General features: G+C 50.8%; 24 protein-coding genes. 12 read left to right on the forward strand and 12 right to left on the reverse strand.

Features of this window, described 5'->3' with window-relative positions:
* The 5 genes from ACJHYD_RS06025 to panC all read left to right on the forward strand — a co-directional run bounded on the left by ACJHYD_RS06025 (nt 1) and on the right by panC (nt 4,247).
* Complete coding sequence (locus ACJHYD_RS06025; protein WP_220412367.1) at nt 1-561, forward strand: fimbrial protein; 561 nt, start codon at nt 1-3, stop codon at nt 559-561.
* A 13-nt stretch (nt 562-574) separates the two neighbouring features.
* Nucleotides 575-1,174: a fimbrial-like protein gene (locus ACJHYD_RS06030; RefSeq protein ID WP_001178095.1), complete on the forward strand. Its 600-nt coding sequence runs from the start codon at nt 575-577 to the stop codon at nt 1,172-1,174.
* Nucleotides 1,175-1,225: 51 nt separating this feature from the next.
* On the forward strand, nt 1,226-2,476 hold the full coding sequence (locus ACJHYD_RS06035) for a fimbrial-like adhesin (RefSeq protein ID WP_001550618.1): 1,251 nt from the start codon (nt 1,226-1,228) through the stop codon (nt 2,474-2,476).
* Nucleotides 2,477-2,589: 113 nt separating this feature from the next.
* Nucleotides 2,590-3,384 (forward strand): 3-methyl-2-oxobutanoate hydroxymethyltransferase, encoded by a 795-nt coding sequence (panB, locus tag ACJHYD_RS06040; RefSeq protein WP_001550617.1) that lies wholly within the window; start codon nt 2,590-2,592, stop codon nt 3,382-3,384.
* 11 nt (nt 3,385-3,395) lie between these two features.
* The gene (gene panC, locus ACJHYD_RS06045) at nt 3,396-4,247 is read left to right on the forward strand and encodes a pantoate--beta-alanine ligase (RefSeq protein WP_000905382.1); all 852 of its coding nucleotides are present in this window, start codon (nt 3,396-3,398) and stop codon (nt 4,245-4,247) included.
* An 81-nt stretch (nt 4,248-4,328) separates the two neighbouring features.
* On the opposite strand, the gene ACJHYD_RS06050 is transcribed toward panC, so the two are convergent.
* Together ACJHYD_RS06050 and ACJHYD_RS06055 are read right to left on the reverse strand one after the other, a co-directional pair.
* On the reverse strand, nt 4,329-4,544 hold the full coding sequence (locus ACJHYD_RS06050; RefSeq protein WP_000404121.1) for a hypothetical protein: 216 nt from the start codon (nt 4,542-4,544) through the stop codon (nt 4,329-4,331).
* Between the two features lie 68 nt (nt 4,545-4,612).
* The gene (locus tag ACJHYD_RS06055; protein WP_000339900.1) at nt 4,613-5,557 is read right to left on the reverse strand and encodes an Rpn family recombination-promoting nuclease/putative transposase; all 945 of its coding nucleotides are present in this window, start codon (nt 5,555-5,557) and stop codon (nt 4,613-4,615) included.
* A gap of 273 nt (nt 5,558-5,830) precedes the next feature.
* Between ACJHYD_RS06055 and panD the strand changes: the two genes are divergently transcribed.
* Complete coding sequence (panD, locus tag ACJHYD_RS06060) at nt 5,831-6,211, forward strand: aspartate 1-decarboxylase (protein WP_000621515.1); 381 nt, start codon at nt 5,831-5,833, stop codon at nt 6,209-6,211.
* A gap of 3 nt (nt 6,212-6,214) precedes the next feature.
* Here panD and ACJHYD_RS06065 read toward each other — a convergent pair whose 3' ends face one another.
* The 4 genes from ACJHYD_RS06065 to ACJHYD_RS06080 all read right to left on the reverse strand — a co-directional run bounded on the left by ACJHYD_RS06065 (nt 6,215) and on the right by ACJHYD_RS06080 (nt 9,746).
* A complete protein-coding gene (locus ACJHYD_RS06065; protein ID WP_069903797.1) occupies nt 6,215-7,444 on the reverse strand; it encodes a polysaccharide deacetylase family protein in 1,230 nt (409 codons plus the stop codon).
* 63 nt (nt 7,445-7,507) lie between these two features.
* A complete protein-coding gene (locus ACJHYD_RS06070) occupies nt 7,508-7,948 on the reverse strand; it encodes a PTS sugar transporter subunit IIA (RefSeq protein ID WP_001550616.1) in 441 nt (146 codons plus the stop codon).
* A 104-nt stretch (nt 7,949-8,052) separates the two neighbouring features.
* Nucleotides 8,053-8,823 (reverse strand): ABC transporter permease, encoded by a 771-nt coding sequence (locus ACJHYD_RS06075; protein ID WP_000972203.1) that lies wholly within the window; start codon nt 8,821-8,823, stop codon nt 8,053-8,055.
* A complete protein-coding gene (locus tag ACJHYD_RS06080) occupies nt 8,820-9,746 on the reverse strand; it encodes an ABC transporter ATP-binding protein (RefSeq protein WP_000150637.1) in 927 nt (308 codons plus the stop codon). The genes ACJHYD_RS06075 and ACJHYD_RS06080 overlap by 4 nt, the downstream gene beginning before the upstream one ends.
* A 108-nt stretch (nt 9,747-9,854) precedes the next feature.
* Here ACJHYD_RS06080 and can point away from each other — a divergent pair, with 108 nt between their 5' ends.
* Entirely contained in the window at nt 9,855-10,517 is a 663-nt protein-coding gene (gene can / locus ACJHYD_RS06085; RefSeq protein ID WP_000651599.1) for a carbonate dehydratase, read from the forward strand.
* Nucleotides 10,518-10,557: 40 nt separating this feature from the next.
* Here the strand turns inward: can and hpt are convergent, their stop codons facing one another.
* On the reverse strand, nt 10,558-11,094 hold the full coding sequence (gene hpt, locus ACJHYD_RS06090) for a hypoxanthine phosphoribosyltransferase (protein ID WP_000683335.1): 537 nt from the start codon (nt 11,092-11,094) through the stop codon (nt 10,558-10,560).
* Between the two features lie 205 nt (nt 11,095-11,299).
* Here hpt and gcd point away from each other — a divergent pair, with 205 nt between their 5' ends.
* Nucleotides 11,300-13,690 carry a quinoprotein glucose dehydrogenase gene (gene gcd, locus ACJHYD_RS06095; RefSeq protein WP_001306211.1) on the forward strand — a complete coding sequence of 797 codons (2,391 nt, stop codon included), beginning with the start codon at nt 11,300-11,302 and terminating at the stop codon, nt 13,688-13,690.
* Between the two features lie 46 nt (nt 13,691-13,736).
* Here gcd and cueO read toward each other — a convergent pair whose 3' ends face one another.
* The gene (cueO, locus tag ACJHYD_RS06100; RefSeq protein ID WP_001550615.1) at nt 13,737-15,287 is read right to left on the reverse strand and encodes a multicopper oxidase CueO; all 1,551 of its coding nucleotides are present in this window, start codon (nt 15,285-15,287) and stop codon (nt 13,737-13,739) included.
* 165 nt (nt 15,288-15,452) lie between these two features.
* On the opposite strand from cueO, the gene ACJHYD_RS06105 reads away from it, so the two are divergent.
* From ACJHYD_RS06105 to speD, 3 genes are all read left to right on the forward strand, one after another.
* A complete protein-coding gene (locus ACJHYD_RS06105) occupies nt 15,453-15,800 on the forward strand; it encodes a YacC family pilotin-like protein (protein ID WP_014639061.1) in 348 nt (115 codons plus the stop codon).
* Between the two features lie 105 nt (nt 15,801-15,905).
* The gene (gene speE, locus ACJHYD_RS06110) at nt 15,906-16,772 is read left to right on the forward strand and encodes a polyamine aminopropyltransferase (RefSeq protein ID WP_000818425.1); all 867 of its coding nucleotides are present in this window, start codon (nt 15,906-15,908) and stop codon (nt 16,770-16,772) included.
* 15 nt (nt 16,773-16,787) lie between these two features.
* A complete protein-coding gene (speD, locus tag ACJHYD_RS06115; protein ID WP_000734287.1) occupies nt 16,788-17,582 on the forward strand; it encodes an adenosylmethionine decarboxylase in 795 nt (264 codons plus the stop codon).
* A gap of 37 nt (nt 17,583-17,619) precedes the next feature.
* On the opposite strand, the gene yacL is transcribed toward speD, so the two are convergent.
* Together yacL and acnB are read right to left on the reverse strand one after the other, a co-directional pair.
* Nucleotides 17,620-17,982, reverse strand: a complete 363-nt coding sequence (gene yacL, locus ACJHYD_RS06120) for a protein YacL (protein ID WP_000384304.1) — start codon at nt 17,980-17,982, stop codon at nt 17,620-17,622.
* Between the two features lie 196 nt (nt 17,983-18,178).
* The gene (gene acnB, locus ACJHYD_RS06125; RefSeq protein WP_001307570.1) at nt 18,179-20,776 is read right to left on the reverse strand and encodes a bifunctional aconitate hydratase 2/2-methylisocitrate dehydratase; all 2,598 of its coding nucleotides are present in this window, start codon (nt 20,774-20,776) and stop codon (nt 18,179-18,181) included.
* Nucleotides 20,777-21,130: 354 nt separating this feature from the next.
* On the opposite strand from acnB, the gene ACJHYD_RS06130 reads away from it, so the two are divergent.
* A complete protein-coding gene (locus tag ACJHYD_RS06130) occupies nt 21,131-22,984 on the forward strand; it encodes a DUF3300 domain-containing protein (protein ID WP_001552008.1) in 1,854 nt (617 codons plus the stop codon).
* Between the two features lie 70 nt (nt 22,985-23,054).
* On the opposite strand, the gene lpdA is transcribed toward ACJHYD_RS06130, so the two are convergent.
* Together lpdA and aceF are read right to left on the reverse strand one after the other, a co-directional pair.
* Nucleotides 23,055-24,479 carry a dihydrolipoyl dehydrogenase gene (gene lpdA, locus ACJHYD_RS06135; RefSeq protein ID WP_000102485.1) on the reverse strand — a complete coding sequence of 475 codons (1,425 nt, stop codon included), beginning with the start codon at nt 24,477-24,479 and terminating at the stop codon, nt 23,055-23,057.
* A gap of 324 nt (nt 24,480-24,803) precedes the next feature.
* A complete protein-coding gene (gene aceF / locus ACJHYD_RS06140) occupies nt 24,804-26,696 on the reverse strand; it encodes a pyruvate dehydrogenase complex dihydrolipoyllysine-residue acetyltransferase (protein WP_001550612.1) in 1,893 nt (630 codons plus the stop codon).
* Between the last annotated feature and the right edge of the window lie 14 nt (nt 26,697-26,710).

Raw genomic sequence — 26,710 nt, forward strand, 5'->3', positions numbered from 1 at the left:
ATGATAAAAAACACACGGTATAAAATAGTACTCCTGGCAGGCATTTTTTTACTGCCCGGCGCACTGGCACAAGATATTAATGTTGATTTTGTTGCCACAATCAAAGGCACGACATGTAATATCACTCTGGAAGGGACACGCGTCACCGCTGATGGCAATAATCAGTACACGCTACGGATATTAAATGTTGCTCTGGATAAAATCATAAACAAGATGCCAGAAGCACAAGCCGACTTTAAACTGGTCGCTAATTGTGATGGTAACATAGGCAAGATTACGACATCGCTGGCAGGGAATCCTTCAGTAGAGTTACCCTATTTAATTTCTCCATTAACTTCAGATAATTCATCCACCACAGAATATATTGCTATGGGGATTAAACTTCGAAATGCCTCTGACACTGAATTTATTCCCCCAGATGGTTCTAAAAAGATTTCCTGGGGAGAGGGATTAACAAAACCGGAACTTGAGATGACGGTAGCACTTCGCGAAACCCGACCAGGTTCAGGAAGAGCAGGTGGTTTTAAAGCACTTGCGACATTCAATTTCACCTACGAATAAAAGGATAATAATAATGCAGATGAAATCATTACATTATGGGATATTTGCAAGCATTACTCTGAGCTTATTATTATTCAGCACGTTTTCTATAGCCATCACGGATAACATTGGCCTAAACGTTATGACCACTGTTGAAAACAGAACTTGTCAAAGCGAAATCAGCAACCAGGGGTTGGTTAATCTTGGCACTGTTGGAGTGGGATATTTTGCCAGTAATGTTAGTGCGGAAGATAATTATCCAGGCGGAAAGACCTTTACTGTGACAGTAAAAGATTGCCCCTCCGCTGGCACAACATCAAGCCAGTTGCATATAGAATTTAAACCTGTCAGTGGTGTAATGGCCACTGGTAGCCAACAGATATTCGCCAATAATCATGTCGGCGGTGCACAAAATGTAGGAATCGTGATTTTTAGCCAAAATAATCAGTCATCGGACACAGTGAATGTGCTGTCACCAACAGGGCAGTTTCGCACAGTCTGGCCAGTTGCCTCTGCAAACATGAATAATTCATCGTGGCAATTTTATACACGAATGCAAAAAATTGATCCGTTACTTCCCGTTGGGGCAGGATTTGTCACCAGCAATGTATTAGTTGATATTTATTATCAATAAATGCCAGACATAACGCATCTACAAATATTATTTTTTCAAAGGAGTGATAAGATGAAGTCAGCGTTCCGATACTTTCTTTTTTTATGGATTATCACAGCCAGCATTAATAATGTAAATGCTGGAAATCTTACTTTTATGGTCGGTGACGATGCTGGCGTAGGAAACCTTAATGGCCCATCAGGCGATAAACTAATATCATTTTCCTATCCGGTTGGTGGAGTAAACAATATTGTATTTTATAATCCAACATCAGCCACACCGACCAATGCACAAATAAAATTATATTGGAGTGACCTGGACACATCAAGTAGCCGTGGGTTTGTATATTGTACTTCAAAAAGTAATTCCAGCGGTATGCCAATTACTGTCCGGCATAACATGGTTGACTCAGGAAAAATGGCAGATGGGCACAGATTATATGAAACTAATGTAACCGGTCTATATTATACGTTAATGCTCAATAGATTCTGGTCGTATGAACTTCGCTCAAGCTCTCCAGATATATACGTTGGAGACGATGGCTGGCACACTGTACAATTTTCTATTACGGGTGATTATATACGAGGTCAATGTAATACTTCCAGGTATCAAGCAGTCGGAGGTCTTTTGCACGATGCCACGGTGGAATTCTATACCGACAGCAGTTTTAACCCTGCTCCAAATACTAACGTGCAATTAAAACATACTGGTGATTATTTGTATTCATTCGCAAATGAAGGGCCAGGGGTTCCAAATGTAAGTGCATCTAAGATGCTAAAAATTGATTTTAATTTAACAGACATCAATATCCAACTGCCAACATGCTTTACGTCTATCCTTTTGGGTGAGAGCGTAACGCGATCAACCGTAAATCTCGGGGAATATACTGTTGGACAGATCACCTCAGATTCTGCAACACCTGTTAATTTTCAGATCTCGCTGCAAAATTGTGTTCGTATAAGCAGTATTAAAACAAAACTAAAATCTAATGTAGTAGGAGTGAATAATCCTCTGTTGCTTGGTAATACTTTGACAGGAACCGATGATGCAAAAGGTGCCGGAGTACTTATTGAAGGGTTACCCAACAGCAAAAATTCACAAAATTTCACGCTTAAGCCAAATGATGAGACATCAAGCTATAACGATGCTGAAGATGATCCTGGAGAAAACAATGGAATTTATAACCCAGATTATCCTAATGCCAACGGTCGTACTACAACCCAGGACCTGAAATTTCAGGCAACATTAAAACGCGATGGTAATGCAACTGTGAAACCCGGCGGATTTAAGGCTACCAGTACATTCCAGGTCACCTACGAGTAACAGGTTTAACCGCACCGCCATCATCTGGCGGTGCTGTAATTGATAAATCATTGCCCCCACCAATGTGACTGATAAAATGCCAGACAGCACGACATTACTTATCAGGATACGTTATGAAACCAACCACTATTGCTTCATTGCAAAAATGCAAACAAGAAAAAAAACGTTTCGCGACCATCACCGCTTACGACTATAGCTTCGCAAAACTGTTTGCCGATGAAGGGCTTAACGTCATGCTGGTTGGCGATTCACTGGGCATGACGGTTCAGGGGCATGACTCCACTCTGCCAGTTACCGTTGCCGATATCGCCTACCACACTGCTGCTGTACGTCGCGGTGCGCCAAACTGTCTGCTGCTGGCTGATCTGCCGTTTATGGCGTATGCCACACAAGAACAAGCCTTTGAAAACGCCGCGACTGTCATGCGTGCCGGTGCCAACATGGTCAAAATTGAGGGCGGTGAGTGGCTGGTAGAAACCGTACAAATGCTGACCGAACGTGCCGTTCCGGTTTGTGGTCATTTAGGCCTAACCCCACAGTCAGTAAATATTTTCGGTGGCTACAAAGTCCAGGGGCGCGGCGATGAAGCGGCCGATCGACTGCTCAGCGATGCATTAGCTTTAGAAGCTGCTGGGGCACAACTGCTGGTACTGGAGTGCGTGCCGGTTGAACTGGCAAAACGTATTACCGAAGCACTGGCGATCCCGGTTATTGGCATTGGCGCAGGCAACGTCACTGACGGGCAAATTCTCGTGATGCACGACGCATTCGGCATTACCGGCGGTCATATTCCTAAATTCGCCAAAAATTTCCTCGCCGAAACGGGCGACATCCGCGCGGCTGTGCGGCAGTATATGGCTGAAGTGGAGTCCGGCGTTTATCCGGGCGAAGAACACAGTTTCCATTAAGGAGTGACGTTGTGTTAATTATCGAAACCCTGCCGCTGCTGCGTCAGCAAATCCGCCGCCTGCGTATGGAAGGTAAGCGCGTGGCGCTGGTGCCCACCATGGGTAACCTGCACGACGGCCATATGAAGCTGGTCGACGAAGCCAAAGCCCGCGCCGATGTGGTCGTCGTCAGTATTTTCGTTAACCCGATGCAGTTCGACCGCCCGGAAGATCTGGCACGTTATCCACGGACCTTGCAAGAGGACTGCGAAAAGCTGAACAAGCGCAAAGTGGATTTAGTTTTCGCCCCTTCGGTAAAAGAGATCTACCCGAACGGTACAGAAACCCACACCTATGTTGATGTTCCCGGTCTTTCTACCATGCTGGAAGGTGCCAGCCGTCCGGGACATTTTCGCGGCGTTTCGACTATCGTCAGCAAGCTGTTCAATCTGGTCCAGCCGGACATCGCCTGCTTCGGTGAAAAAGATTTTCAGCAACTGGCGCTGATCCGCAAAATGGTTGCTGATATGGGCTTTGATATTGAGATTGTCGGTGTGCCAATTATGCGCGCCAAAGACGGTCTGGCGCTGAGTTCCCGTAACGGTTATCTGACGGCGGAACAACGCAAAATTGCGCCTGGTCTGTACAAGGTTTTAAGTTCGATTGCCGACAAATTGCAGGCTGGCGAACGGGATCTCGATGAAATTATTACTATTGCCGGGCAAGAACTGAATGAAAAAGGCTTCCGCGCCGATGATATTCAGATTCGTGATGCCGACACCTTGCTGGAGGTCTCTGAAAACAGCAAACGTGCAGTGATTCTGGTAGCCGCCTGGCTTGGCGATGCCCGCCTGATCGACAACAAAATAGTCGAGCTGGTGTAATACTTAACTGGCGCTACGGCTGATGGCGCCAGTTATTCATTGCCACGTTATCTGTAAGCGATAATTCATAACGCAGACAACTTAGTTAGAGTTAATTAGCTTATCAACCTCTGTAAGAGATAAAGTTGCCATCTCTGCAACGTCTTCCCGAGACATTCCTTTACTCAGAAGACGCTGTGCCAGCCTTACCTTCCGGAGTCCCTCTTTATATCCCTTCTGAAATCCCTTCTGAAATCCCTTCTCTTCAAACCACTGCGCCAACGTCTGCCTGGTTTCTCTCCGTGTCTTTATTTCCATAGGTTCCCTTAATTATCTGGTCAGTTAACAATAACAATTATCTGGCTATAACTGATGATGCAGACAACTTAGTTAATCAGCTTATCAATCTCGGCAAGGGGTAAATTTGCCATCTCTGCAACGTCTTCCCGAGACATTCCTTTACTCAGAAGACGCTGGGCGAATTCCTGACTTACTTCCTGTGTTACTTCCTGTATTACCTCTTGTCTTACCTCTTGTCTTACCTCTTGTCTTACCTCCTGTCTTCCTTCCTGTCTTCCCCTCTCTTCAAACCACTGCGCCAGCGTCATCATAGACTCCCCTCCCGTTTCCCTGTCTCTCAGCACACCATAAAACAAATCCGCTTGTTCAGTATGACCGCGTTGCAGCATATAGTTTTGCATGGCAACTAACTGACTTCCGCTAGTGTACCCTTCGTCAATCAGCGTGACCAGTTGCTCCAGCAATAACATTAAGTCGCGCTGGCGAATATGTTTTTGCAGTAGTTCGAGAATCGCAATCCGCCGATGCTGCATGATTTCGTCATCCGGTGTGATGGTGATATCCACCAGCGGGAAAGGGTTGTTGTAAACGCGTCGCGCCAGCTCCGGCGAGTAAAACATATCAAACCAGCACATTGAGAGCGGATAAGGTGTGGCCTCGCCCTGATAAAACAGAATCGGCACCACCAGCGGCAGCTTATCGTGATCCGCCTCCAGATGCCGGTGCATGGCAGCAATAGAATAACGCATCATGCGAAAGGCCATTTTCTTATCCGGCTTGCTTTGATGTTCAATCACCACATGCAAATAACCGGGATTACCCTGCATTTGCACGGAATAGAGCACGTCAGTGCTGTGCCCTTTCAGGCTTTCTTCAATAAAACTCCCCGACTCAAGATGCAGCGTGTCGAGGTCACACAGTTCGCGTAGTTCCGCTGGCAAATGGATATCCAGAAAGTCACGAGCCGTTTCCGCATGCATTAAAAATTGTTTAAATACCGCGTCATGCGGTGTGGTACTCGGTGCATCCATCTTCCCTGCCTTCCGTGTTGTCTTGCGTGAAGGCAGTATCCAGTCAAGGCGCGCCGTCGTCAGCCGCCTCTTTATTGTTTACCGAGCAGCGTTCAGAGAAATTTCAATTGGTTACAGGCGTTACATGGCACGCTTCGGCACGGTACGCAAACTGCTGATGCAAATGCCGTCAGATGAGTAGACACTAAACAAAAATCGGGCAATACTGCGTGAGAATTTCCTCAAAGCAGGCATCGCCTGCTTCGTTAACGACAGGGTAGAAAGGTAGAAGTTATGATTCGCACGATGCTGCAGGGCAAACTCCACCGCGTGAAAGTGACTCATGCGGACCTGCACTATGAAGGTTCTTGCGCCATTGACCAGGATTTTCTTGACGCAGCCGGTATTCTCGAAAACGAAGCCATTGATATCTGGAATGTCACCAACGGCAAGCGTTTCTCCACTTATGCCATCGCGGCAGAACGCGGTTCGAGAATTATTTCCGTTAACGGTGCGGCGGCCCACTGCGCCAGCGTCGGCGATATTGTCATCATCGCCAGCTTCGTTACCATGCCAGATGAAGAAGCTCGCACCTGGCGGCCCAACGTCGCCTATTTTGAAGGCGACAACGAAATGAAACGTACCGCGAAAGCCATTCCGGTACAGGTTGCCTGATAATCACCCCTGCGGCTGGTTACTCACCAGCCGCGACATTGTCTCCAGCGAATCCGTTCTTAAGATATAAAGTCGTTTTAGTAACAACGGATTATCCCCCGGTTTTACTTTGCCTTTCATGGTTGTCACCGCCAGGTGAAATCCGGCTTCTTTTGCTGCCTTCACGGCTTTGTCATTAAATCCGCCAAACGGATACGAAAGATACCAGACATGCGGATTAAATTGCGCCAGAGCGCGGCGTGAACGTGCAAAATCAAACAGGATATTGTGCTCACTACGGCTCAGTAATATGGGTCGGCGATAACCATCCACCCGATGCAAAAAATGGGTATGTGACTGGAAATCAAATACATCGCGAATTTCGTTAAGTTCAGAAACGCTCATAAATTGCAGCGATTTTGGGTCCCACTTCTGCGGGTGACGTTTGATGCGCGAGGTAACAATAAACGCCGTCGCCTTCATGCCATATTGTTTCAACACAGGATACGCATAGCGGCTCACCGACTTTAGGCCATCATCAAAGGTAATCACCACCGCTCGCGCAGGGAGATTGATCTTATTCTTCACGTAACCTTCCAGTTGCGCCATGCTCAGTGTCACGTATCCCCTGTCGCGCAGCCAGGCCATCTGGTTATTGAAAGCGCGTACCGAGGTGGTCGTCGAAGTATGGCGAAAACGGGTATTTTCTTCGTCGCGCAGAATATGGTGATAGGTTAGCACCGGCAGGCCATTATCGGGTTGGGCATCCAGCGCGCTGATATAGGCCAGTCGATCGCCAATACGGATCTGATACCAGGTTTGATTTAACCTGTCTTTCAGTTTATGCAAAATTGGGTAGCGCAAATTGTCCGCCAGTACCCCAAACGGCGCACTGCCCGCACTCGGCGCGTTGAAGACCGGCGTATCTTTCCAGGTTATTAAGTTCTGATTACTCAGCGGCTTGTTGAGGTCACCCAAACCATCTTCAACTTTTTGTCGCCCCTGAACCGGCTCAAGATGACCTTTATCGATAAACCCTTTACCAAAGCCAAAATTAAATGCGTAATAACTTGCGGCAGTGGGCTCCACGGCAATGATTTGCACGGCCCGAATATTCCCCACGGTCACCATCTTGTCGCCAATTTGCGCCCAGACCGCAGCATTTTCGATGGTTTGCATATAACGGGCAGGTAATGCGGCACTGACGCTTGCGGTAAACAGCATCAGCAGGAGAATAACAGCTTGTTTGTACATGAAAAAATAACCGAGGGTGAAACAACGCTTTTATTGTAGCAAAAGTGCCATCAGAATCGCGGGTTAATACTCATACAAATTATGTTTGAGGACGAAAGGCGGATTTTTTTGTTGCTGGTGCCAAAGACTACTCACCTCCGGCGCACCCAGTTCGACAATACGCTCGCGAAACTCTGCGCTGGATAACGTTTCACGGTAGACCAGCATCTGCTCAATTAACGGTAACGTGACACCAGAAATCACTTCGCAACGGGAGTGTTTGTGGCTTAATAATGAAGCCACGCGGTACGGTGGCGCTCCGGCTATATCGGTTAAGAAGATGACACCCTCACCAGAGTCCGCTTCATGCAGAGCATCGCACATCATGCGGCTGAGCATATTAGAACTTAATCCGCACCAGAAATTCACGGCCCGGCACTGAAGAAGTGCCCCATGTTTTTTCTCCAGCGCATCCAGTATCTCTTGCGCCCGGTCATCGTGACAGGTAATTACCCAACCTAACATCGCCTTCCTCCTTAGCCGAAAATCAGTCTACCCTGACCATTGTTGATAAAGGGTGATAGCCGTCAAAACTCCTCTCCCCCAAATCCAGAGGAGAGGAAATAGCCTTAGCTACGCAAACCACGTCCACGTTGGATCAGCGACCAACAGATCAAATAAAACGCCACAATAAAGACCACCAGTACACCGAAGGTAGTGACCAGCGGAACATCATTGATACCGAGGAAGCCGTAGCGGAAACCACTGATCATATAAACGATTGGGTTCAGGTGCGACAGCCCTTGCCAGAACGGCGGCAACAAAGTCAGTGAGTAAAAGACCCCGCCCAAATACGTAAGTGGCGTTAACACAAAGGTTGGCACCAGGCTGATGTCATCGAACGTTTTGGCAAACACGCCGTTCAGCAAACCCGCAAGGGAGAACAACACCGCCGTGAGCACCAGCGTTAAAGCGACAAATACCCACGAATGCACCTGAAACGGCACAAAAAACAGTGAAATTGCCGTCACCAGAATGCCAACAAACAGACCACGCGCCACGCCACCGCCGACATATCCGGCAATAATGACGTGAGTCGGAACCGGCGCTACCAGCAGCTCTTCAATATTACGCTGGAACTTGGCACCAAAAAATGATGACGCGACGTTAGCGTAGGCGTTGGTGATCACCGACATCATGATCAGCCCCGGTACAATGAACTGCATGTAGCTGAAGCCATGCATATCGCCAATACGCGAACCAATCAGGTTACCGAAGATAATAAAGTAAAGGGTCATGGTGATGACCGGTGGCACCAGCGTCTGCACCCAGATACGCATAAAGCGATGGATCTCTTTCGCCCAGATGCTTTTTAGTGCCACCCAGTAAAGATGCATCATGCGCGATCTCCTTGTTTTTCATTAACCAGTGAAACAAACAGCTCTTCCAGACGGTTAGCTTTGTTACGCATACTTAATACCTGAATGCCCTGCTCACTTAACTGCGTAAATACGCTGTTGATCCCCTGCTCACGCAGCACTTCAACTTCCAGCGTCGCGGTATCGACCAGTCGATACTGATAGCCATCGAGCTTCGGTAACGGGCTTTTCGGTGCGAGATCGAGAATAAAGGTTTCCGATTTCAGCTTTGCCAGCAGCGCCTTCATCGAGGTATTTTCCACCAGCTCACCGTGTTGAATAATGCCGATATTGCGGCACAGCATTTCTGCTTCTTCCAGGTAGTGTGTGGTGAGAATGATGGTGGTGCCTTTGTCGTTTAAATCCTTCAAAAAGCCCCACATTGAGCGGCGAAGTTCAATATCCACGCCTGCGGTAGGCTCGTCGAGAATCAGTAGTTTAGGTTCATGCATTAACGCACGGGCAATCATTAAACGGCGCTTCATCCCGCCAGATAACATACGCGCACGTTCGTTGCGTTTTCCCCATAGATCGAGCTGTTTAAGATACTTTTCGCTGCGGATGTACGCTTCTTTGCGCTCCACACCGTAGTACCCTGCCTGATTCACCACAATTTGCTGCACGGTTTCAAACGGGTTGAAGTTAAATTCCTGCGGCACCAGTCCCAACTGACGTTTAGCGTTCACGACATCCTTCTCGAGATCGTAACCAAATACGCTGACCCGCCCGGAGGTTTTATTTACTAGAGAGCTGATAATACCGATAGTGGTCGATTTCCCGGCCCCGTTCGGCCCGAGAAGCGCATAAAAATCACCCGCTTCGACCTGCAAATCTATTCCACGAAGCGCCTGAACGCCGCCTGGATAGGTTTTTTTAAGCTGTTGAAGTTCCAGTGCAATGGTCATAAATTTTTACTTACCTTACGTTCTTACACTTTATCTGTGGTTTAAATCGTCCCGGAGTTGCCCTATATTAGCCAAACGTAATTATTTGGTTACAGGTCGTTAACCTCCATGAAAGACATAGATACACTCATCAGCAACAATGCACTATGGTCAAAAATGCTGGTGGAAGAGGATCCCGGGTTTTTTGAGAAACTGGCACAAGCGCAAAAACCGCGCTTTCTATGGATTGGATGTTCCGACAGTCGCGTTCCTGCAGAACGTTTAACCGGTCTTGAGCCGGGCGAACTCTTTGTTCACCGTAATGTTGCTAACCTGGTCATTCACACTGACCTGAACTGCCTTTCCGTGGTTCAGTATGCAGTGGATGTACTCGAAGTTGAACACATTATTATCTGTGGCCACTACGGTTGTGGCGGCGTACAAGCCGCAGTTGAAAACCCGGAACTGGGGCTTATCAACAACTGGCTGCTGCATATCCGTGATATCTGGTTCAAACATAGCTCATTGCTCGGCGAAATGCCGCAAGAGCGCCGTCTGGATACCTTGTGTGAACTGAACGTCATGGAACAGGTGTATAACCTGGGCCACTCCACCATTATGCAATCAGCGTGGAAACGCGGGCAGAAAGTCACCATTCACGGCTGGGCCTACGGCATTCACGACGGCTTGCTGCGTGATCTGGATGTCACAGCGACCAACCGCGAAACTCTTGAGCAACGTTACCGTCACGGGATTTCCAATCTCAAGCTGAAACACGCCAACCACAAATAAAAATGCCATGCCGGATGCAACACATCCGGCAACTTCACACTTACTCGTCCAGCAGAATCACTTTGCCGATATACGGCAGATGACGGTAACGCTGTGCGTAATCAATGCCGTAACCCACCACAAACTCATCCGGGATCGAGAAACCGATGAATTCTACCGGGACGTTCACTTCACGACGGGACGGTTTATCCAGCAGCGTACAAATCGCCAACGACTTCGGTTCGCGCAGGCTTAAGATCTCACGCACTTTCGACAGTGTATTACCCGAGTCGATGATATCTTCAACAATCAGCACGTCCTTGCCACGGATATCTTCATCCAGATCTTTGAGGATTTTCACATCACGGGTGGTGGACATGCCGCTACCGTAGCTGGAGGCGGTCATAAAATCGACTTCATGAGATACCTGAACTTCACGACACAGGTCCGCCATAAACATAAATGAGCCACGCAGCAGACCCACCAGCACCATATCGCTGCCGCTGTCTTTGTAACGCTCAGTAATCTGACGACCCAGTTCGGCGATACGCGCTTTAATCTCCGCTTCGGGGATCATTACTTCTACAGTATGTTTCATATCTCTAACCATATGATTTAAAAACAAATCACTTCGCACGGGCAGGTTTTGGCACCGCAACAAAGCGCAAGACACGCAGTATACCAGTAAAACTATTCATTCGCGGAATCTGTTAATAAAGCTCGAATTGTGATGACGATCACACATGTTAAAACCTATAATTAATTGCTACTAAAATATTAATGAATTGAAATGGTGTCTCTTTATGGCAATTAACAATACAGGCTCGCGACGATTACTCGTCACGCTAACAGCCCTTTTTGCAGCGCTTTGCGGGCTGTATCTACTCATTGGCGGAGGCTGGCTGGTCGCGATTGGCGGCTCCTGGTACTACCCTATCGCTGGCCTTGTGATGCTCGGCGTCGCCTGGATGCTGTGGCGCAGTAAACGCGCCGCGCTTTGGCTATACGCCGCCCTGCTGCTCGGCACCATGATTTGGGGCGTCTGGGAAGTTGGTTTCGACTTCTGGGCGCTGACTCCGCGCAGCGACATTCTGGTCTTCTTCGGCATCTGGCTGATCCTGCCGTTTGTCTGGCGTCGCCTGGTCATTCCTGCCAGCGGCGCAGTTGCCGCTCTGGTGGTGGCGTTGCTGATTAGTGGCGGAATCCTCACCTGGGCGGGATTTAACGATCCGCAGGAAATCAACGGCACCTTAAGCGCCGATGCCACACCTGCCGAAGCCATCTCACCGGTTGCCGATCAGGACTGGCCTGCGTATGGTCGCAATCAGGAAGGTCAACGCTTTTCGCCGCTGAAACAGATTAACGCCGATAACGTCCATAACCTGAAAGAAGCCTGGGTGTTCCGTACTGGAGATGTGAAGCAGCCGAACGATCCGGGCGAAATCACCAATGAAGTGACGCCGATTAAAGTGGGCGACACCCTTTACCTGTGTACCGCTCACCAGCGCCTGTTTGCGCTCGATGCCGCCAGCGGCAAAGAGAAATGGCATTACGATCCTGAACTGAAAACCAACGAGTCTTTCCAGCACGTAACCTGCCGTGGCGTCTCTTATCATGAAGCCAAAGCAGAAACGGCCTCGCCAGAAGTGATGGCGGATTGCCCGCGTCGTATCATTCTTCCGGTCAATGATGGTCGCCTGATTGCGATTAACGCTGAAAACGGCAAGCTGTGCGAAACCTTCGCTAATAAAGGCGTGCTCAATCTGCAAAGCAATATGCCAGACACCAAACCGGGTCTGTATGAGCCGACTTCGCCGCCGATTATCACCGATAAAACCATCGTGATGGCCGGTTCAGTCACCGATAACTTCTCAACCCGCGAAACGTCTGGCGTGATCCGTGGTTTTGATGTCAACACCGGGGAGCTGCTGTGGGCTTTTGATCCGGGCGCGAAAGATCCGAACGCAATCCCGTCTGACGAACACACCTTTACCTTTAACTCACCAAACTCGTGGGCACCAGCGGCCTATGACGCGAAGCTGGATCTGGTCTATCTGCCGATGGGCGTGACCACGCCGGATATCTGGGGCGGTAACCGCACACCGGAACAGGAACGTTATGCCAGCTCGATTCTGGCGCTGAATGCCACAACCGGGAAACTGGCGTGGAGCTACCAGACCGTTCACCACGACCTGTGGGATATGGATCTTCCGGCACAGCCGACGCTGGCGGACATCACCGTTAACGGTCAAAAGGTTCCGGTCATTTATGCTCCAGCGAAAACCGGCAACATTTTTGTGCTCGATCGTCGTAACGGCGAACTGGTGGTTCCGGCCCCGGAAAAACCGGTTCCTCAAGGTGCAGCGAAAGGCGATTACGTCACCCCAACTCAACCCTTCTCGGAACTGAGCTTCCGTCCGACGAAAGATTTGAGCGGTGCGGATATGTGGGGAGCCACCATGTTTGACCAGCTGGTGTGCCGCGTGATGTTCCACCAGATGCGCTATGAAGGCATTTTCACCCCACCATCTGAACAGGGTACTCTGGTCTTCCCTGGTAACCTGGGGATGTTCGAATGGGGCGGGATTTCCGTTGATCCGAATCGTGAAGTGGCAATTGCCAACCCAATGGCACTGCCGTTTGTTTCGAAACTGATCCCGCGCGGTCCGGGTAATCCGATGGAACAGCCGAAAGATGCCAAAGGCACGGGTACGGAATCCGGCATTCAGCCGCAGTACGGTGTACCGTATGGCGTCACGCTCAATCCGTTCCTCTCACCGTTTGGTCTGCCATGTAAACAGCCAGCATGGGGCTATATCTCGGCGCTGGATCTGAAAACCAATGAAGTGGTGTGGAAGAAACGTATTGGTACGCCGCAGGACAGTATGCCGTTCCCGATGCCTGTACCGGTGCCGTTCAATATGGGTATGCCGATGCTGGGCGGGCCAATCTCCACAGCGGGTAACGTACTGTTTATCGCCGCTACGGCAGATAACTACCTGCGCGCTTACAACATGAGCAACGGTGAAAAACTGTGGCAGGGCCGTTTACCGGCGGGTGGTCAGGCTACGCCAATGACCTATGAAGTGAATGGTAAGCAGTATGTGGTGATCTCCGCAGGCGGTCACGGTTCATTTGGTACGAAGATGGGCGACTATATTGTGGCTTATGCGCTGCCGGATGATGTGAAGTAACCATAATGCCCGGAGAGATCCGGGCATATTTCCGAATACGGTCTTTTTATACCGTAAACCCTAACATCATCCCCGTATCTTCATGCTCCAGCAAATGGCAGTGCGCCATATAAGCATGTTCTTTCGGTGCATCGTGATTAAACTTCACCAGCACTTCGCTGACATTACCTTCTACCTTAACGGTATCTTTCCAGCCTGCGCGATGAGTCGCTGGCGGTTTGCCATTTTCTGACAAGATACGGAACTGCGTGCCGTGAATATGGAACGGATGCAGCATCATGTCGCCCACGCCAGAGATAACCCAACGTTCGTACTGCCCTTTCGCCGCCGCAAACATCGGCTTATTCATATCAAACGCCTGACCGTTGATTTTATTGGCATGGTGGAAATCGAACTTCCCGCCGTGGTTCATATGATTCATATTGCCGTGCCCCATATGGCCCATCATCTGGCTGTGATCCATCCCGGCCATCGCCTGATCGCCATATTTCTCCATCAGCATCTGCATCCCCATCATATCGAGCATCGGGTCCATAGAGAGTTGCAGCTTACGTACCGTCAGCCCTTCCAGCGAAGGTAATGCTGGCAGGCTACTTAATGTGTCTGGCAAAGCACCAGAGGCACTAATGGCAATCGGCTGAATCCGCATTACCGGATGCGGCTTATCAAAAGGCGCAATCGCCATTCCCATCTGGCTGACCGGCAGCGTCACCAGGTCAAAGGGGTTGTTGTCGTTAACCTCCACCAGCACTTCAAAACGCTCGCCCATCAGCACCGGCAGCTCGCTCACCTTCACCGGTTCAGGTAGTAGACCACCGTCGCTGGCAATCACATACAGCGGGCGATTGTCGCTGGTGGCGAAATTGAGCGAGCGGGCGTTACAGCCATTGAGCAAACGCAGGCGCAGCCAACCACGCGGGGCAGCGTGTTGTGGGTAGATTGCACCGTTGGTCAGCAACGTATCGCCAAACCAGCCCACGGCGGCGGTCATCACATCCAGTTGATAATCAATCTGCCCGTCAGCGCTAAATTTCTTATCCTGAACGATCACCGGAACATCATCGATACCCCACTGTTTTGGCAGCATTAATTTCAGGATCTCGTCATCTTCAATCACCACCAGACCAGCCAGCCCCATCGCCACCTGTCGCCCGGTCTTGCCATGTTGATGTGGATGGAACCAGCAGGTAGCGGCAGGTTGATCAACGTTCAACGTCACCGAGCGCTTGCCACCTGGCGGAATAATTCCCTGCGGGCCGCCGTCGACTTCACCCGGTACTTCCAGCCCGTGCCAGTGCAACGTCGTCTCTTCCGTCAGTTGGTTATAGATATCAACCGTTACCGCTTTGCCGCGCTGTAATTTCACCGCCGGCCCCAGCAGATTGCCGTTATAGCCCCAGGTAGTTGCGGTTTTCCCGCCAAAGGTGGACTGGCCTGCGCCAATAGTTAACTGAATGCGATTACGGGCATCGGTCGTGAGCAAATCAGGGATCGGTAACGTTGGGCGTTCCGCCGCAAATACTGCGCGGCTCCACAGCGGTAAAGCCGAAGCCACGCCCAGCGCGACGGAATATTTTAAGAAATCACGACGTTGCATAGTTATTTCCTTATTCTTAAGCAGGCGAAACAAAATCAAACGTTGAGCATAGTCCTTCCCCTTACGGGAAGGTCAAGCCGCAGACACAATTTAATCGACAATAATGGTCGTCGCCTCGCTCGCAGTGTGCTAACGTTTATCTTCTTTAAGCCCCTGGTAGAAGCAATGAAGACGTTTTTCAGAACAGTGTTATTCGGCAGCCTGATGGCCGTCTGCGCAAACAGTTACGCGCTCAGCGAGTCTGAAGCCGAAGATATGGCCGATTTAACGGCAGTTTTTGTCTTTCTGAAGAACGATTGTGGTTACCAGAACTTACCTAACGGGCAAATTCGTCGCGCACTGGTCTTTTTCGCCCAGCAAAACCAGTGGGATCTCAGTAATTACGACACCTTCGACATGAAAACCCTCGGTGAAGACAGCTACCGCGATCTCAGCGGCATTGGCATTCCCGTCGCTAAAAAGTGCAAAGCCCTGGCTCGCGATTCCTTAAGCCTGCTTGCCTACGTCAAATAATCCCTGATACCTTTTTGTAGAAATATTGACCGTGCATCCGCGGTCAATGTTAGCTATTATGTTGCGCCCTTTTTTTACGGGTGTTAACAAAGGAGGTATCAACCCATGGCCGAAAAAAAACAGTGGCATGAAACGCTACACGACCAGTTTGGGCAGTACTTTGCGGTAGATAACGTTCTGTATCATGAAAAGACCGATCACCAGGATCTGATCATTTTTGAGAACGCTGCATTTGGCCGCGTAATGGCGCTGGATGGCGTAGTACAAACCACCGAGCGCGACGAGTTTATCTATCATGAGATGATGACCCATGTTCCGCTACTGGCCCACGGTCACGCGAAACATGTGCTGATTATCGGCGGCGGCGACGGTGCCATGCTGCGTGAAGTGACCCGACATAAAAACGTTGAGTCAATCACGATGGTGGAAATCGATGCGAGTGTCGTGTCGTTCTGCCGTCAGTATCTACCCAACCATAACGCTGGTAGCTACGACGATCCGCGCTTTAAACTGGTGATCGACGATGGCGTCAATTTCGTTAATCAAACCAACCAGACTTTTGATGTCATTATCTCCGACTGCACCGATCCTATCGGTCCCGGCGAAAGTCTGTTCACCTCAGCATTTTATGAAGGTTGTAAACGCTGCCTGAATCCTGGCGGTATCTTCGTCGCACAAAACGGCGTCTGCTTTTTACAGCAGGAAGAGGCTATCGACAGTCATCGCAAACTCAGCCATTACTTCAGCGACGTTGGCTTTTATCAGGCGGCGATCCCGACCTATTACGGCGGCATCATGACCTTTGCATGGGCGACAGATAACGATGCCTTACGCCATCTCTCAACCGAAATTATTCAGGCGCGTTTTCTCGCTTCTGGCCTGAAATGCCGTTATTACAATCCGGCAATCCATACGGCAGCTTTTGCCTTACCTCAGTATCTGCAAGACGCACTGGCTTCACAGCCGTCCTAAGGAGAAGATAAGAAATTGAAAAAACTGAAACTGCATGGCTTTAATAATCTGACCAAAAGTCTGAGTTTTTGTATTTACGATATCTGCTACGCCAAAACTGCCGAAGAACGCGACGGTTATATTGCTTATATCGATGAACTCTATAATGCCAACCGTCTGACCGAAATCTTGTCAGAAACCTGTTCCATTATCGGGGCCAATATTCTTAACATCGCCCGCCAGGATTACGAACCACAGGGTGCCAGCGTCACTATTCTGGTGAGTGAAGAACCGGTTGACCCGAAACTCATCGACAAAACAGAACACCCCGGCCCACTGCCAGAAACGGTCGTTGCCCATCTCGATAAAAGTCATATTTGCGTACATACCTACCCGGAAAGTCATCCTGAAGGCGGTTTATGTACCTTCCGCGCCGATATTGAAGTCTCTACCTGCGGCGTGATTTCTCCGCTGAAGGCGCTGAATTACCTGATCCACCAGCTTGAGTCCGATATCGTAACCATTGATTATCGCGTGCGCGGTTTTACTCGCGACATTAACGGTATGAAGCACTTTATCGACCATGAGATTAATTCGATTCAGAACTTTATGTCTGACGATATGAAGGCGCTGTATGACATGGTGGATGTAAACGTCTATCAGGAAAATATCTTCCATACCAAGATGTTGCTTAAAGAGTTCGACCTTAAGCACTATATGTTCCACACCAAACCGGAAGATTTAACCGACAGCGAGCGCCAGGAAATTACCGCTGCGCTGTGGAAAGAAATGCGCGAGATTTATTACGGGCGCAATATGCCCGCTGTTTAACGGCTCTGGCGGAGCTCGCGGGCTCCGCCAGATTTATTTACTTTTGCTGCACGAAATTACGATAAGCAGCCACCACCTGCAGAAAATCCTCAACGCCGCATAGCGACAGGCTTTCTTCGTCGTAGTAGTTCATCCCCTCTTCCATTTCATCGCCAGCGAATTCCAGTTGATTGGCGCGAACCATCACTTCTTCGCCGTCCATCCATAGCGTGTACTCATGCCCTGCCCGCTGCCAGGAACGTTCGCTACCTTTGAGCGTGCGCGCGGCGTCTTCTACTTCATCAAGCAAGGCCAGGTTTTCTTTCACCTCTTCGTTAAACCAGTGCCCGACCACTTCATGCCCCATGGACATACGCACCTTTACCACTCCGGTAATATCACGCAGAAATTCGTAATCCATAGTGTGTTCCTCTGCTCCCGGCAATGCGCCATTACTGCATTGCACCTTAGGTTTAATTATCGCAGCACTATGCAAGATTAAAAGGTGGAAAAGAATAAGGAATAAAAATAAACCCCCTTTCCTTGAGCAGAAAGGGGGTTTAAAGAAGTGTTACTTGTCAGGTATTCAGGAGAACACCTGAGCTATTTTCAGGCTGTTACACCGCAGTCTGGAAAATCACCCCGTCCGCTTTTTCGGTGTACTGAGAAAGCTGGTTGAAGTTCAGGTAACGGTAAGTATCAACGGCAGTTTTATCCACCTGTGCCACGTAGGTCTGGTACTCTTCCGGCGTCGGCAGTTTGCCAATCAGCGCCGCAACAGCAGCCAGTTCCGCAGAAGCCAGGAAGACATTCGCGCCAGTACCCAAACGGTTCGGGAAGTTACGGGTAGAGGTGGAAACCACCGTCGCACCGTCTGCTACACGCGCCTGGTTACCCATACACAGGGAACAGCCAGGGATCTCGATACGCGCACCACTCTTACCGAAGACGCTGTAGTAGCCTTCTTCCGTCAGTTGCGCGGCGTCCATACGGGTTGGCGGTGCCACCCACAGGCGGGTCGGCAACTGGCCTTTATGCGCATCCAGCAGTTTACCCGCAGCACGGAAGTGACCGATGTTGGTCATGCAGGAACCGATAAACACTTCGTCGATCTTCTCACCCTGTACCGCAGACAGCGGACGTGCGTCATCCGGATCGTTCGGAGCACACAGGATTGGCTCTTTAATATCCGCCAGATCGATGTCGATCACTGCCGCGTATTCCGCATCTGCATCGGCTTCCAGCAGCTCAGGATTCGCCAGCCATTTTTCCATGCCCTGAATACGGCGTTCCAGGGTACGACGATCGCCGTAACCTTCGGCAATCATCCACTTCAGCAGGACGATGTTAGAGTTCAGGTATTCAATGATCGGTTCTTTGTTCAGCTTAATGGTACAACCGGCAGCAGAACGCTCGGCGGACGCATCGGTCAGCTCAAAGGCCTGCTCAACTTTCAGATCCGGCAGACCTTCAATTTCCAGAATGCGACCTGAGAAGATGTTTTTCTTGCCTTTCTTCTCAACGGTCAGCAGACCTTGTTTGATCGCATACAGCGGAATAGCGTGTACCAGATCGCGCAGGGTGATGCCCGGCTGCATTTTGCCTTTGAAGCGCACCAGAACGGATTCCGGCATATCCAGCGGCATGACGCCTGTTGCGGCTGCAAATGCCACCAGACCAGAACCCGCCGGGAAAGAGATACCGATCGGGAAACGGGTATGGGAGTCACCACCGGTACCGACGGTATCCGGCAGCAGCATACGGTTCAGCCAGGAGTGGATTACGCCGTCACCCGGACGCAGCGACACACCACCACGGTTCATAATGAAGTCCGGCAGCGTGTGGTGCGTGTTCACGTCAACTGGCTTCGGATACGCCGCGGTGTGGCAGAAAGACTGCATCACCAGGTCAGCCGAGAAGCCCAGGCACGCCAGGTCTTTCAGTTCATCACGGGTCATCGGGCCGGTGGTGTCCTGTGAACCTACAGAAGTCATTTTCGGTTCGCAGTACGCGCCCGGACGAATGCCTTTCACGCCGCAGGCACGACCTACCATTTTCTGCGCCAGCGAGAAGCCGCGGTCGCTCTCAGCGACATCTTTCGCCTGACGGAACACATCGCTGTGCGGCAGACCAAGTGCTTCACGCGCTTTGGTGGTCAGGCCACGCCCGATAATCAGCGGAATACGACCACCGGCACGCACTTCATCAATCAGCACGTCGGTTTTCAGCTCGAAGGTCGCCAGCAGTTCGCCGGTTTCGTGGTTACGCACTTCACCTTTGTACGGGTAAACGTCAATTACGTCACCCATGTTCAGGTTAGAGACGTCCACTTCAATTGGCAGTGCACCCGCATCTTCCATCGTGTTAAAGAAGATGGGTGCAATTTTACCGCCGAGGCACAAACCACCGCCGCGTTTGTTCGGCACATGTGGAATATCATCGCCCATAAACCACAGAACGGAGTTCGTGGCGGATTTACGCGATGAACCCGTACCCACAACGTCACCGACGTACGCCAGCGGAAAACCTTTCTGTTGCAGAGCTTCAATCTGTTTGATCGGACCAACAACACCTGGCTGGTCTGGCTCAATACCTTCACGGGCGTTTTTCAGCATCGCCAGCGCGTGCAGTGGGATATCCGGGCGTGACCACGCATCCGGTGCCGGAGAGAGGTCATCGGTGTTGGTTTCGCCAGTGACTTTAAAGACGGTAACGGTCAGTTTTTCAGCCAGCGCCGGGCGATTCAGGAACCATTCGGCATCCGCCCAGGACTGCATTACCTGCTTAGCATATTCATTGCCTGCTTTGGCTTTCTCTTCTACGTCATAGAAGTTATCGAACATCAGCAGTGTGTGAGAAAGTGCTTTGGCAGCAATCGGTGCCAGTTTGGCATCATCCAGCGCGTCGATCAGCGGATGAATGTTGTAACCACCCTGCATGGTGCCCAGCAGTTCGATAGCTTTTTCCGGAGTCAGCAGAGGGGATTTGGCTTCGCCTTTAGCAATAGCAGCCAGGAAGCCTGCTTTTACATAGGCGGCTTCATCGACGCCTGGGGGAACACGGTTGGTTAACAGATCTAACAGGAATTCTTCTTCGCCCGCGGGCGGGTTTTTCAGCAGCTCTACAAGCGCGGCCATTTGGTTTGCATCCAGGGGTTTGGGCGCAATCCCCTCAGCGGCACGCTCAGCTACGTGCTTACGGTATTCTTCTAGCACGACGGTTCTCCTCGCTCTCATTGTCATAGTGCGGCAGGCGATTCTCTTCACGCTCCTGTGAGACAGCAGTTTGTAGGGTAAATGCCCAGTACCGCAACGGGCAGAATAGCAGGATTTTGACGATGTGTTAATCCGTTTACAAAAAAGCAACATAAAAAAGTGGCTGAATCGTTAAGGATGGTCTAGAGATTGTTTCCCTCCGTAAAAACTTCATTAATTCGCATGGTGATAATCACCTTTCTCAACGAATCCCAAGATTAGTCAAAATTTAAACTACCGCCTCTTTATACTCGGATTCTCAGCACCTGCGGGTGGCAGTTCGCCGACCATTGCGATTTCCTTGAGATCCGAATTATGAAAATGACTTTGCCGTTTAAACCCCATGTGCTGGCGCTAATTTGCAGTGCCGGGCTTTGTGCCGCCTCTGCCGGGCTATATATAAAAAGCCGCACAGTGGAAGCGCCTGTGGAAGCGCAATCGACACAACTGACTGTGTCTGACGCTGCCGCGGTTACGCTTCCTGCAACGGTTTCCGCGCCTCCCGTAACACCCGCCGTCGTCAAATCCGCATTCAACACTGCACAAATAGATCAATGGGTTGCGCCTGTCGCGCTGTACCCCGACTCTCTGCTTTCACAAGTGTTAATGGCATCAACCTATCCGACAAACGTTGCGCAAGCAGTGCAATGGTCGCACGATAATCCACTTAAACAAGGCGATGCTGCTATTCAGGCGGTATCTGACCAGCCGTGGGATGCAAGCGTCAAATCACTGGTAGCCTTTCCACAGTTGATGGCGTTGATGGGCGAAAACCCGCAATGGGTGCAAAACCTGGGCGATGCTTTTCTGGCGCAGCCGCAGGACGTGATGGACTCGGTACAGCGATTGCGGCAACTGGCGCAACAAACCGGCTCGCTGAAGTCATCAACCGAACAGAAAGTTATTACCACAACGAAGAAAACTGTACCGGTAACACAGACAGTCACGGCTCCCGTCATACCATCCAATACCGTTTTAACTGCCAACCACGTCATTACAGAGCCGGCAACAACCGTCATTTCTATTGAGCCCGCCAATCCTGATGTGGTCTATATTCCCAACTACAACCCAACCGTGGTTTACGGGAACTGGGCCAATACTGCGTATCCGCCGGTTTATCTGCCACCACCAGCCGGAGAACCGTTTGTTGACAGCTTTGTGCGCGGATTCGGCTATAGCATGGGCGTTGCTACCACGTACGCGCTATTCAGCAGCATCGACTGGGATGACGACGATCATGACCATCATCATCATGACGATGATGATTATCATCACCACGATGGCGGTCATCGTGACGGTAATGACTGGCAACACAACGGCGACAACATCAATATCGACGTCAATAATTTCAACCGTATCACCGGTGAGCATCTTACTGATAAGAATATGGCATGGCGGCACAATCCAAACTACCGTGATGGTGTGCCCTATCATGATCAGGATATGGCAAAGCGGTTTCATCAAACCGATGTCAACGGCGGCATGAGCGCCACGCAGTTACCTGCTCCAACACGCGACAGCCAGCGTCAGGCGGCAGCAAGTCAGTTTCAGCAACGAACACACGCCGCCCCCGTCATTACGCGAGATACCCAACGTCAGGCAGCGGCACAGCGGTTTAATGAAGCTGAACACTATGGGAGCTATGACGACTTCCGCGACTTCAGCCGTCGCCAACCACTGACCCAGCAACAAAAGGACGCCGCTCGTCAGCGTTATCAGTCGGCCTCTCCTGAGCAGCGCCAGGCAGTCCGCGAGAAAATGCAGACTAACCCGCAGATCCAGCAGCGAAGAGAGGCAGCGCGTGAGCGTATTCAGTCCGCCTCTCCTGAGCAGCGCCAGGCAGTCCGCGAGAAAATGCAGACTAACCCGCAGAACCAGCAGCGAAGAGAGGCAGCGCGTGAGCGTATTCAGTCTGCAACTCCCGAACAGCGCCAGGTGTTTAAGGAAAAAGTACAGCAGCGCCCACTGAACCAACAGCAACGTGATAACGCCCGCCAGCGTGTTCAATCAGCATCACCTGAGCAACGTCAGGTTTTTCGGGAGAAAGTTCAGGAGAGCCGCCCACAACGTCTAAACGACAGTGACCATACTGTCAGGCTGAATAACGAGCAACGGTCAGCAGTACGCGAACGTCTCTCTGAGCGCGGAGCAAGGCGACTGGAAAGGTAAATTACAGACGTAAAAAAAGCGGCGTGGTTAGCCGCTTTTTTAATTGCCATATGTCCCGGCAAACGAAGAATTACTTCTTCTTCGCTTTCGGGTTCGGCAGGTCGGTAATGCTACCTTCGAACACTTCTGCCGCCAGGCCCACAGACTCGTGCAGAGTCGGGTGCGCATGGATGGTCAGTGCGATGTCTTCAGCATCACAACCCATTTCGATTGCCAGGCCGATTTCACCCAGCAGCTCGCCGCCGTTAGTACCGACAATCGCACCACCGATCACACGGTGAGATTCTTTGTCGAAAATCAGCTTGGTCATACCGTCTGCGCAGTCGGAAGCGATCGCACGACCAGAAGCAGCCCACGGGAAGGTGGCAGTTTCATAGCTGATGCCTTTCTCTTTCGCTTCTTTCTCGGTCAGACCCACCCATGCAACTTCTGGTTCGGTATAGGCGATGGACGGGATAACTTTCGGATCGAAGTAGTGTTTCTTACCGGCGATAACTTCAGCGGCGACGTGACCTTCGTGAACACCTTTGTGTGCCAGCATCGGCTGACCGACGATATCGCCGATAGCAAAGATGTGCGGTACGTTGGTACGCAGCTGTTTGTCAACGCGGATGAAACCACGGTCGTCCACTTCCACGCCAGCTTTGCCTGCGTCGAGGTTTTTACCGTTCGGCACACGACCAATCGCTACCAGCACGGCGTCGTAACGCTGCGGTTCAGCGGGTGCTTTTTTGCCTTCCATCGTCACATAAATGCCGTCTTCTTTCGCTTCAACGGCGGTAACTTTGGTTTCCAGCATCAGGTTGAATTTCTTGCTGATACGCTTGGTGAAGACTTTAACGATGTCTTTGTCAGCTGCCGGGATAACCTGGTCGAACATTTCAACCACATCAATCTGTGAACCCAGCGCGTGGTATACGGTCCCCATTTCCAGACCGATGATACCGCCACCCATTACCAGCAGGCGTTCTGGTACTTCTTTCAGTTCCAGCGCGTCAGTGGAGTCCCAGATACGCGGATCTTCATGCGGAATAAACGGCAGTTGGATCGGGCGAGAACCCGCTGCAATGATCGCGTTGTCGAAGTTGATCACGGTTTTGCCGTTCTCACCTTCAACTTCCAGGGTGTTAGCCCCGGTGAATTTACCCAGACCGTTGACCACTTTGACTTTGCGGCCTTTTGCCATACCAGCCAGACCACCGGTCAGCTGATTGATCACTTTCTCTTTCCAGGTACGAATCTTGTCGATATCGGTTTTCGGTTCGCCGAAGACGATACCGTGTTCAGCCAGCGCTTTGGCTTCTTCGATGACTTTTGCTACGTGCAGCAGTGCTTTAGAAGGGATACAGCCGACGTTCAGGCAAACACCGCCAAGGGTGTTGTAACGTTCTACGATTACGGTTTCCAGACCTAAATCAGCGCAACGGAAGGCAGCGGAGTAACCTGCGGGGCCTGCCCCAAGTACCACGACCTGAGTTTTGATTTCAGTACTCATCATGACCTCTATATATTTATCTCCGGCGGTCATACCCGTCGTCTTTCAGGCCGCAGCGGCGTTAGCTTCACGCCCTCACCCCAGTCACTTACTTATGTAAGCTCCTGGGGATTCTGGCGCTTGCTACCTTGCTGCACCCAGAAATCCATAGGGTATGTGAAGTAATACCCTAACCACCACCGGGTCGTTCTATCCGTCGGTATTTTACAAAATTGTTAACAATTTTTAAACAACAAACGGCAACCGATTTGTCTATTCGCTAATAACCTCAATACATTCATGAGATTACCAGAAAAAAGCCGGCCGTTGGGCCGGCTCTTTTACTTACATCACCAGACGGCGAATGTCAGACAGCGTGTTGTTAATGATGGTAATGAAACGGGCACCATCAGCACCGTCGATCACGCGGTGGTCGAAGGAGAGAGAAATCGGCAGCATCAGACGCGGCACGAACTCTTTACCATTCCACACCGGCTCCATCGCGGACTTGGAAACGCCGAGGATAGCCACTTCCGGCGCGTTCACAATCGGCGCGAAGTGGGTAGTACCCAGGCCGCCGATGCTGGAGATGGTGAAGCAACCGCCCTGCATTTCGCCCGCAGTCAGCTTACCGTCACGCGCTTTCTTAGAAATAGTCATCAGCTCGCGAGACAGCTCGATGATGCCTTTCTTGTTGACGTCTTTGAATACCGGAACAACCAGACCGTTCGGGGTATCCACCGCCACACCGATGTTGATGTATTTCTTCAGGGTCAGACGCTGACCGTCTTCCGACAGCGAACTGTTGAAGCGAGGCATCTGCTCAAGAGCTGCAGCAACGGCTTTCATGATGAAGACAACTGGGGTTATCTTCACATCCAGCTTACGTTTCGCCGCTTCTTCGTTCTGCTGTTTACGGAACGCTTCCAGCTCGGTGATATCGGTTTTGTCGAAGTGGGTAACATGCGGGATCATCACCCAGTTACGGCTCAGGTTCGCACCAGAAATTTTCTGGATACGGCCCAGTTCCACTTCTTCGATTTCACCAAACTTGCTGAAGTCCACTTTCGGCCACGGCAGCATGCCTGGGATACCGCCGCCAGTCACCGCCGGAGCCGCTTCTGCACGTTTGATAGCTTCTTTCACGTAAGCCTGAACGTCTTCGCGCAGGATACGACCTTTACGGCCAGTGCCCTTCACTTTCGCCAGGTTAACGCCAAACTCGCGTGCCAGACGGCGGATCAGCGGAGTCGCGTGAACGTAAGCGTCGTTTTCAGCAAATTCAGATTTGCCTTCCGCTTTCACAGCCGGTGCTGCTGCCGGGGCTTCAGCTTTTGCTGCCGGAGCCGGCGCTGCCGCTTCCTGTTTCGCAGGAGCTGCCGCAGGCGCTGCGCCTTCAACTTCGAAGATCATAATCAGCGAGCCAGTTTTCACTTTATCGCCAACGTTGACTTTCAGTTCCTTCACGACGCCTGCAAACGGAGCCGGGACTTCCATAGAAGCTTTATCGCCTTCTACGGTGATCAGTGACTGTTCAGCGGCAACTTTGTCGCCCACTTTCACCATCACTTCGGTCACTTCAACTTCGTCACCGCCGATATCCGGAACGTTAACTTCTTTCACGCCAGCTGCTGATGCAGGGGCCGCTGCCGGAGCTGCTTCCTGTTTAGCCGCCGGACCTGCCGCGCCTGCTTCACCCGCGACTTCGAAGACCATAATCAGCGAGCCGGTAGACACTTTGTCACCCACGTTCACTTTGATCTCTTTCACGGTGCCTGCAAACGGAGCAGGAACTTCCATAGAAGCCTTATCGCCTTCTACGGTGATCAGCGACTGTTCAGCTTCAACTTTATCGCCAACTTTCACCAGGATTTCGGTCACTTCAACTTCGTCGCTGCCGATATCCGGAACGTTAACGTCTTTTGCCGCCGCAGCCGCTGGTGCTGCTGCCGGAGCTGCTTCTTTCTTCTCTTCTGCCTGAGCAGGTGCAGCGTCTGCTGCACCGTCGGCGGAATCGAAAATCATAATCAGTGCGCCGGTCTGGGTTTTATCGCCAACAGAGACTTTGATCTCTTTAACGATACCCGCCTGCGGAGATGGTACTTCCATAGAGGCTTTGTCGCCTTCTACGGTGATCAGCGACTGTTCGGCTTCAACTTTGTCGCCCACTTTGACCAGGATCTCGGTGATTTCAACTTCATCAGCCCCGATGTCCGGTACTTTGATTTCGATAGCCATTATTCTTTTACCTC

It is taken from the genome of Escherichia sp. WS1368 (genome assembly GCF_046487485.1).
Lineage (GTDB): Bacteria > Pseudomonadota > Gammaproteobacteria > Enterobacterales > Enterobacteriaceae > Escherichia > Escherichia coli.

What these genes read in the sequence shown, in the direction of transcription:
- ACJHYD_RS06025 (WP_220412367.1), top strand. Translation starts at nt 1, where the DNA reads ATGATAAAAAACACACGGTATAAAATAGTACTCCTGGCAGGCATTTTT.
- ACJHYD_RS06030 (WP_001178095.1), top strand. Translation starts at nt 575, where the DNA reads ATGCAGATGAAATCATTACATTATGGGATATTTGCAAGCATTACTCTG.
- ACJHYD_RS06035 (WP_001550618.1), top strand. Translation starts at nt 1,226, where the DNA reads ATGAAGTCAGCGTTCCGATACTTTCTTTTTTTATGGATTATCACAGCC.
- panB (WP_001550617.1), top strand. Translation starts at nt 2,590, where the DNA reads ATGAAACCAACCACTATTGCTTCATTGCAAAAATGCAAACAAGAAAAA.
- ACJHYD_RS06050 (WP_000404121.1), bottom strand. Translation starts at nt 4,544, where the DNA reads ATGGAAATAAAGACACGGAGAGAAACCAGGCAGACGTTGGCGCAGTGG.
- ACJHYD_RS06055 (WP_000339900.1), bottom strand. Translation starts at nt 5,557, where the DNA reads ATGGATGCACCGAGTACCACACCGCATGACGCGGTATTTAAACAATTT.
- panD (WP_000621515.1), top strand. Translation starts at nt 5,831, where the DNA reads ATGATTCGCACGATGCTGCAGGGCAAACTCCACCGCGTGAAAGTGACT.
- ACJHYD_RS06065 (WP_069903797.1), bottom strand. Translation starts at nt 7,444, where the DNA reads ATGTACAAACAAGCTGTTATTCTCCTGCTGATGCTGTTTACCGCAAGC.
- ACJHYD_RS06070 (WP_001550616.1), bottom strand. Translation starts at nt 7,948, where the DNA reads ATGTTAGGTTGGGTAATTACCTGTCACGATGACCGGGCGCAAGAGATA.
- ACJHYD_RS06075 (WP_000972203.1), bottom strand. Translation starts at nt 8,823, where the DNA reads ATGATGCATCTTTACTGGGTGGCACTAAAAAGCATCTGGGCGAAAGAG.
- ACJHYD_RS06080 (WP_000150637.1), bottom strand. Translation starts at nt 9,746, where the DNA reads ATGACCATTGCACTGGAACTTCAACAGCTTAAAAAAACCTATCCAGGC.
- can (WP_000651599.1), top strand. Translation starts at nt 9,855, where the DNA reads ATGAAAGACATAGATACACTCATCAGCAACAATGCACTATGGTCAAAA.
- hpt (WP_000683335.1), bottom strand. Translation starts at nt 11,094, where the DNA reads ATGAAACATACTGTAGAAGTAATGATCCCCGAAGCGGAGATTAAAGCG.
- gcd (WP_001306211.1), top strand. Translation starts at nt 11,300, where the DNA reads ATGGCAATTAACAATACAGGCTCGCGACGATTACTCGTCACGCTAACA.
- cueO (WP_001550615.1), bottom strand. Translation starts at nt 15,287, where the DNA reads ATGCAACGTCGTGATTTCTTAAAATATTCCGTCGCGCTGGGCGTGGCT.
- ACJHYD_RS06105 (WP_014639061.1), top strand. Translation starts at nt 15,453, where the DNA reads ATGAAGACGTTTTTCAGAACAGTGTTATTCGGCAGCCTGATGGCCGTC.
- speE (WP_000818425.1), top strand. Translation starts at nt 15,906, where the DNA reads ATGGCCGAAAAAAAACAGTGGCATGAAACGCTACACGACCAGTTTGGG.
- yacL (WP_000384304.1), bottom strand. Translation starts at nt 17,982, where the DNA reads ATGGATTACGAATTTCTGCGTGATATTACCGGAGTGGTAAAGGTGCGT.
- ACJHYD_RS06130 (WP_001552008.1), top strand. Translation starts at nt 21,131, where the DNA reads ATGAAAATGACTTTGCCGTTTAAACCCCATGTGCTGGCGCTAATTTGC.
- lpdA (WP_000102485.1), bottom strand. Translation starts at nt 24,479, where the DNA reads ATGAGTACTGAAATCAAAACTCAGGTCGTGGTACTTGGGGCAGGCCCC.
- aceF (WP_001550612.1), bottom strand. Translation starts at nt 26,696, where the DNA reads ATGGCTATCGAAATCAAAGTACCGGACATCGGGGCTGATGAAGTTGAA.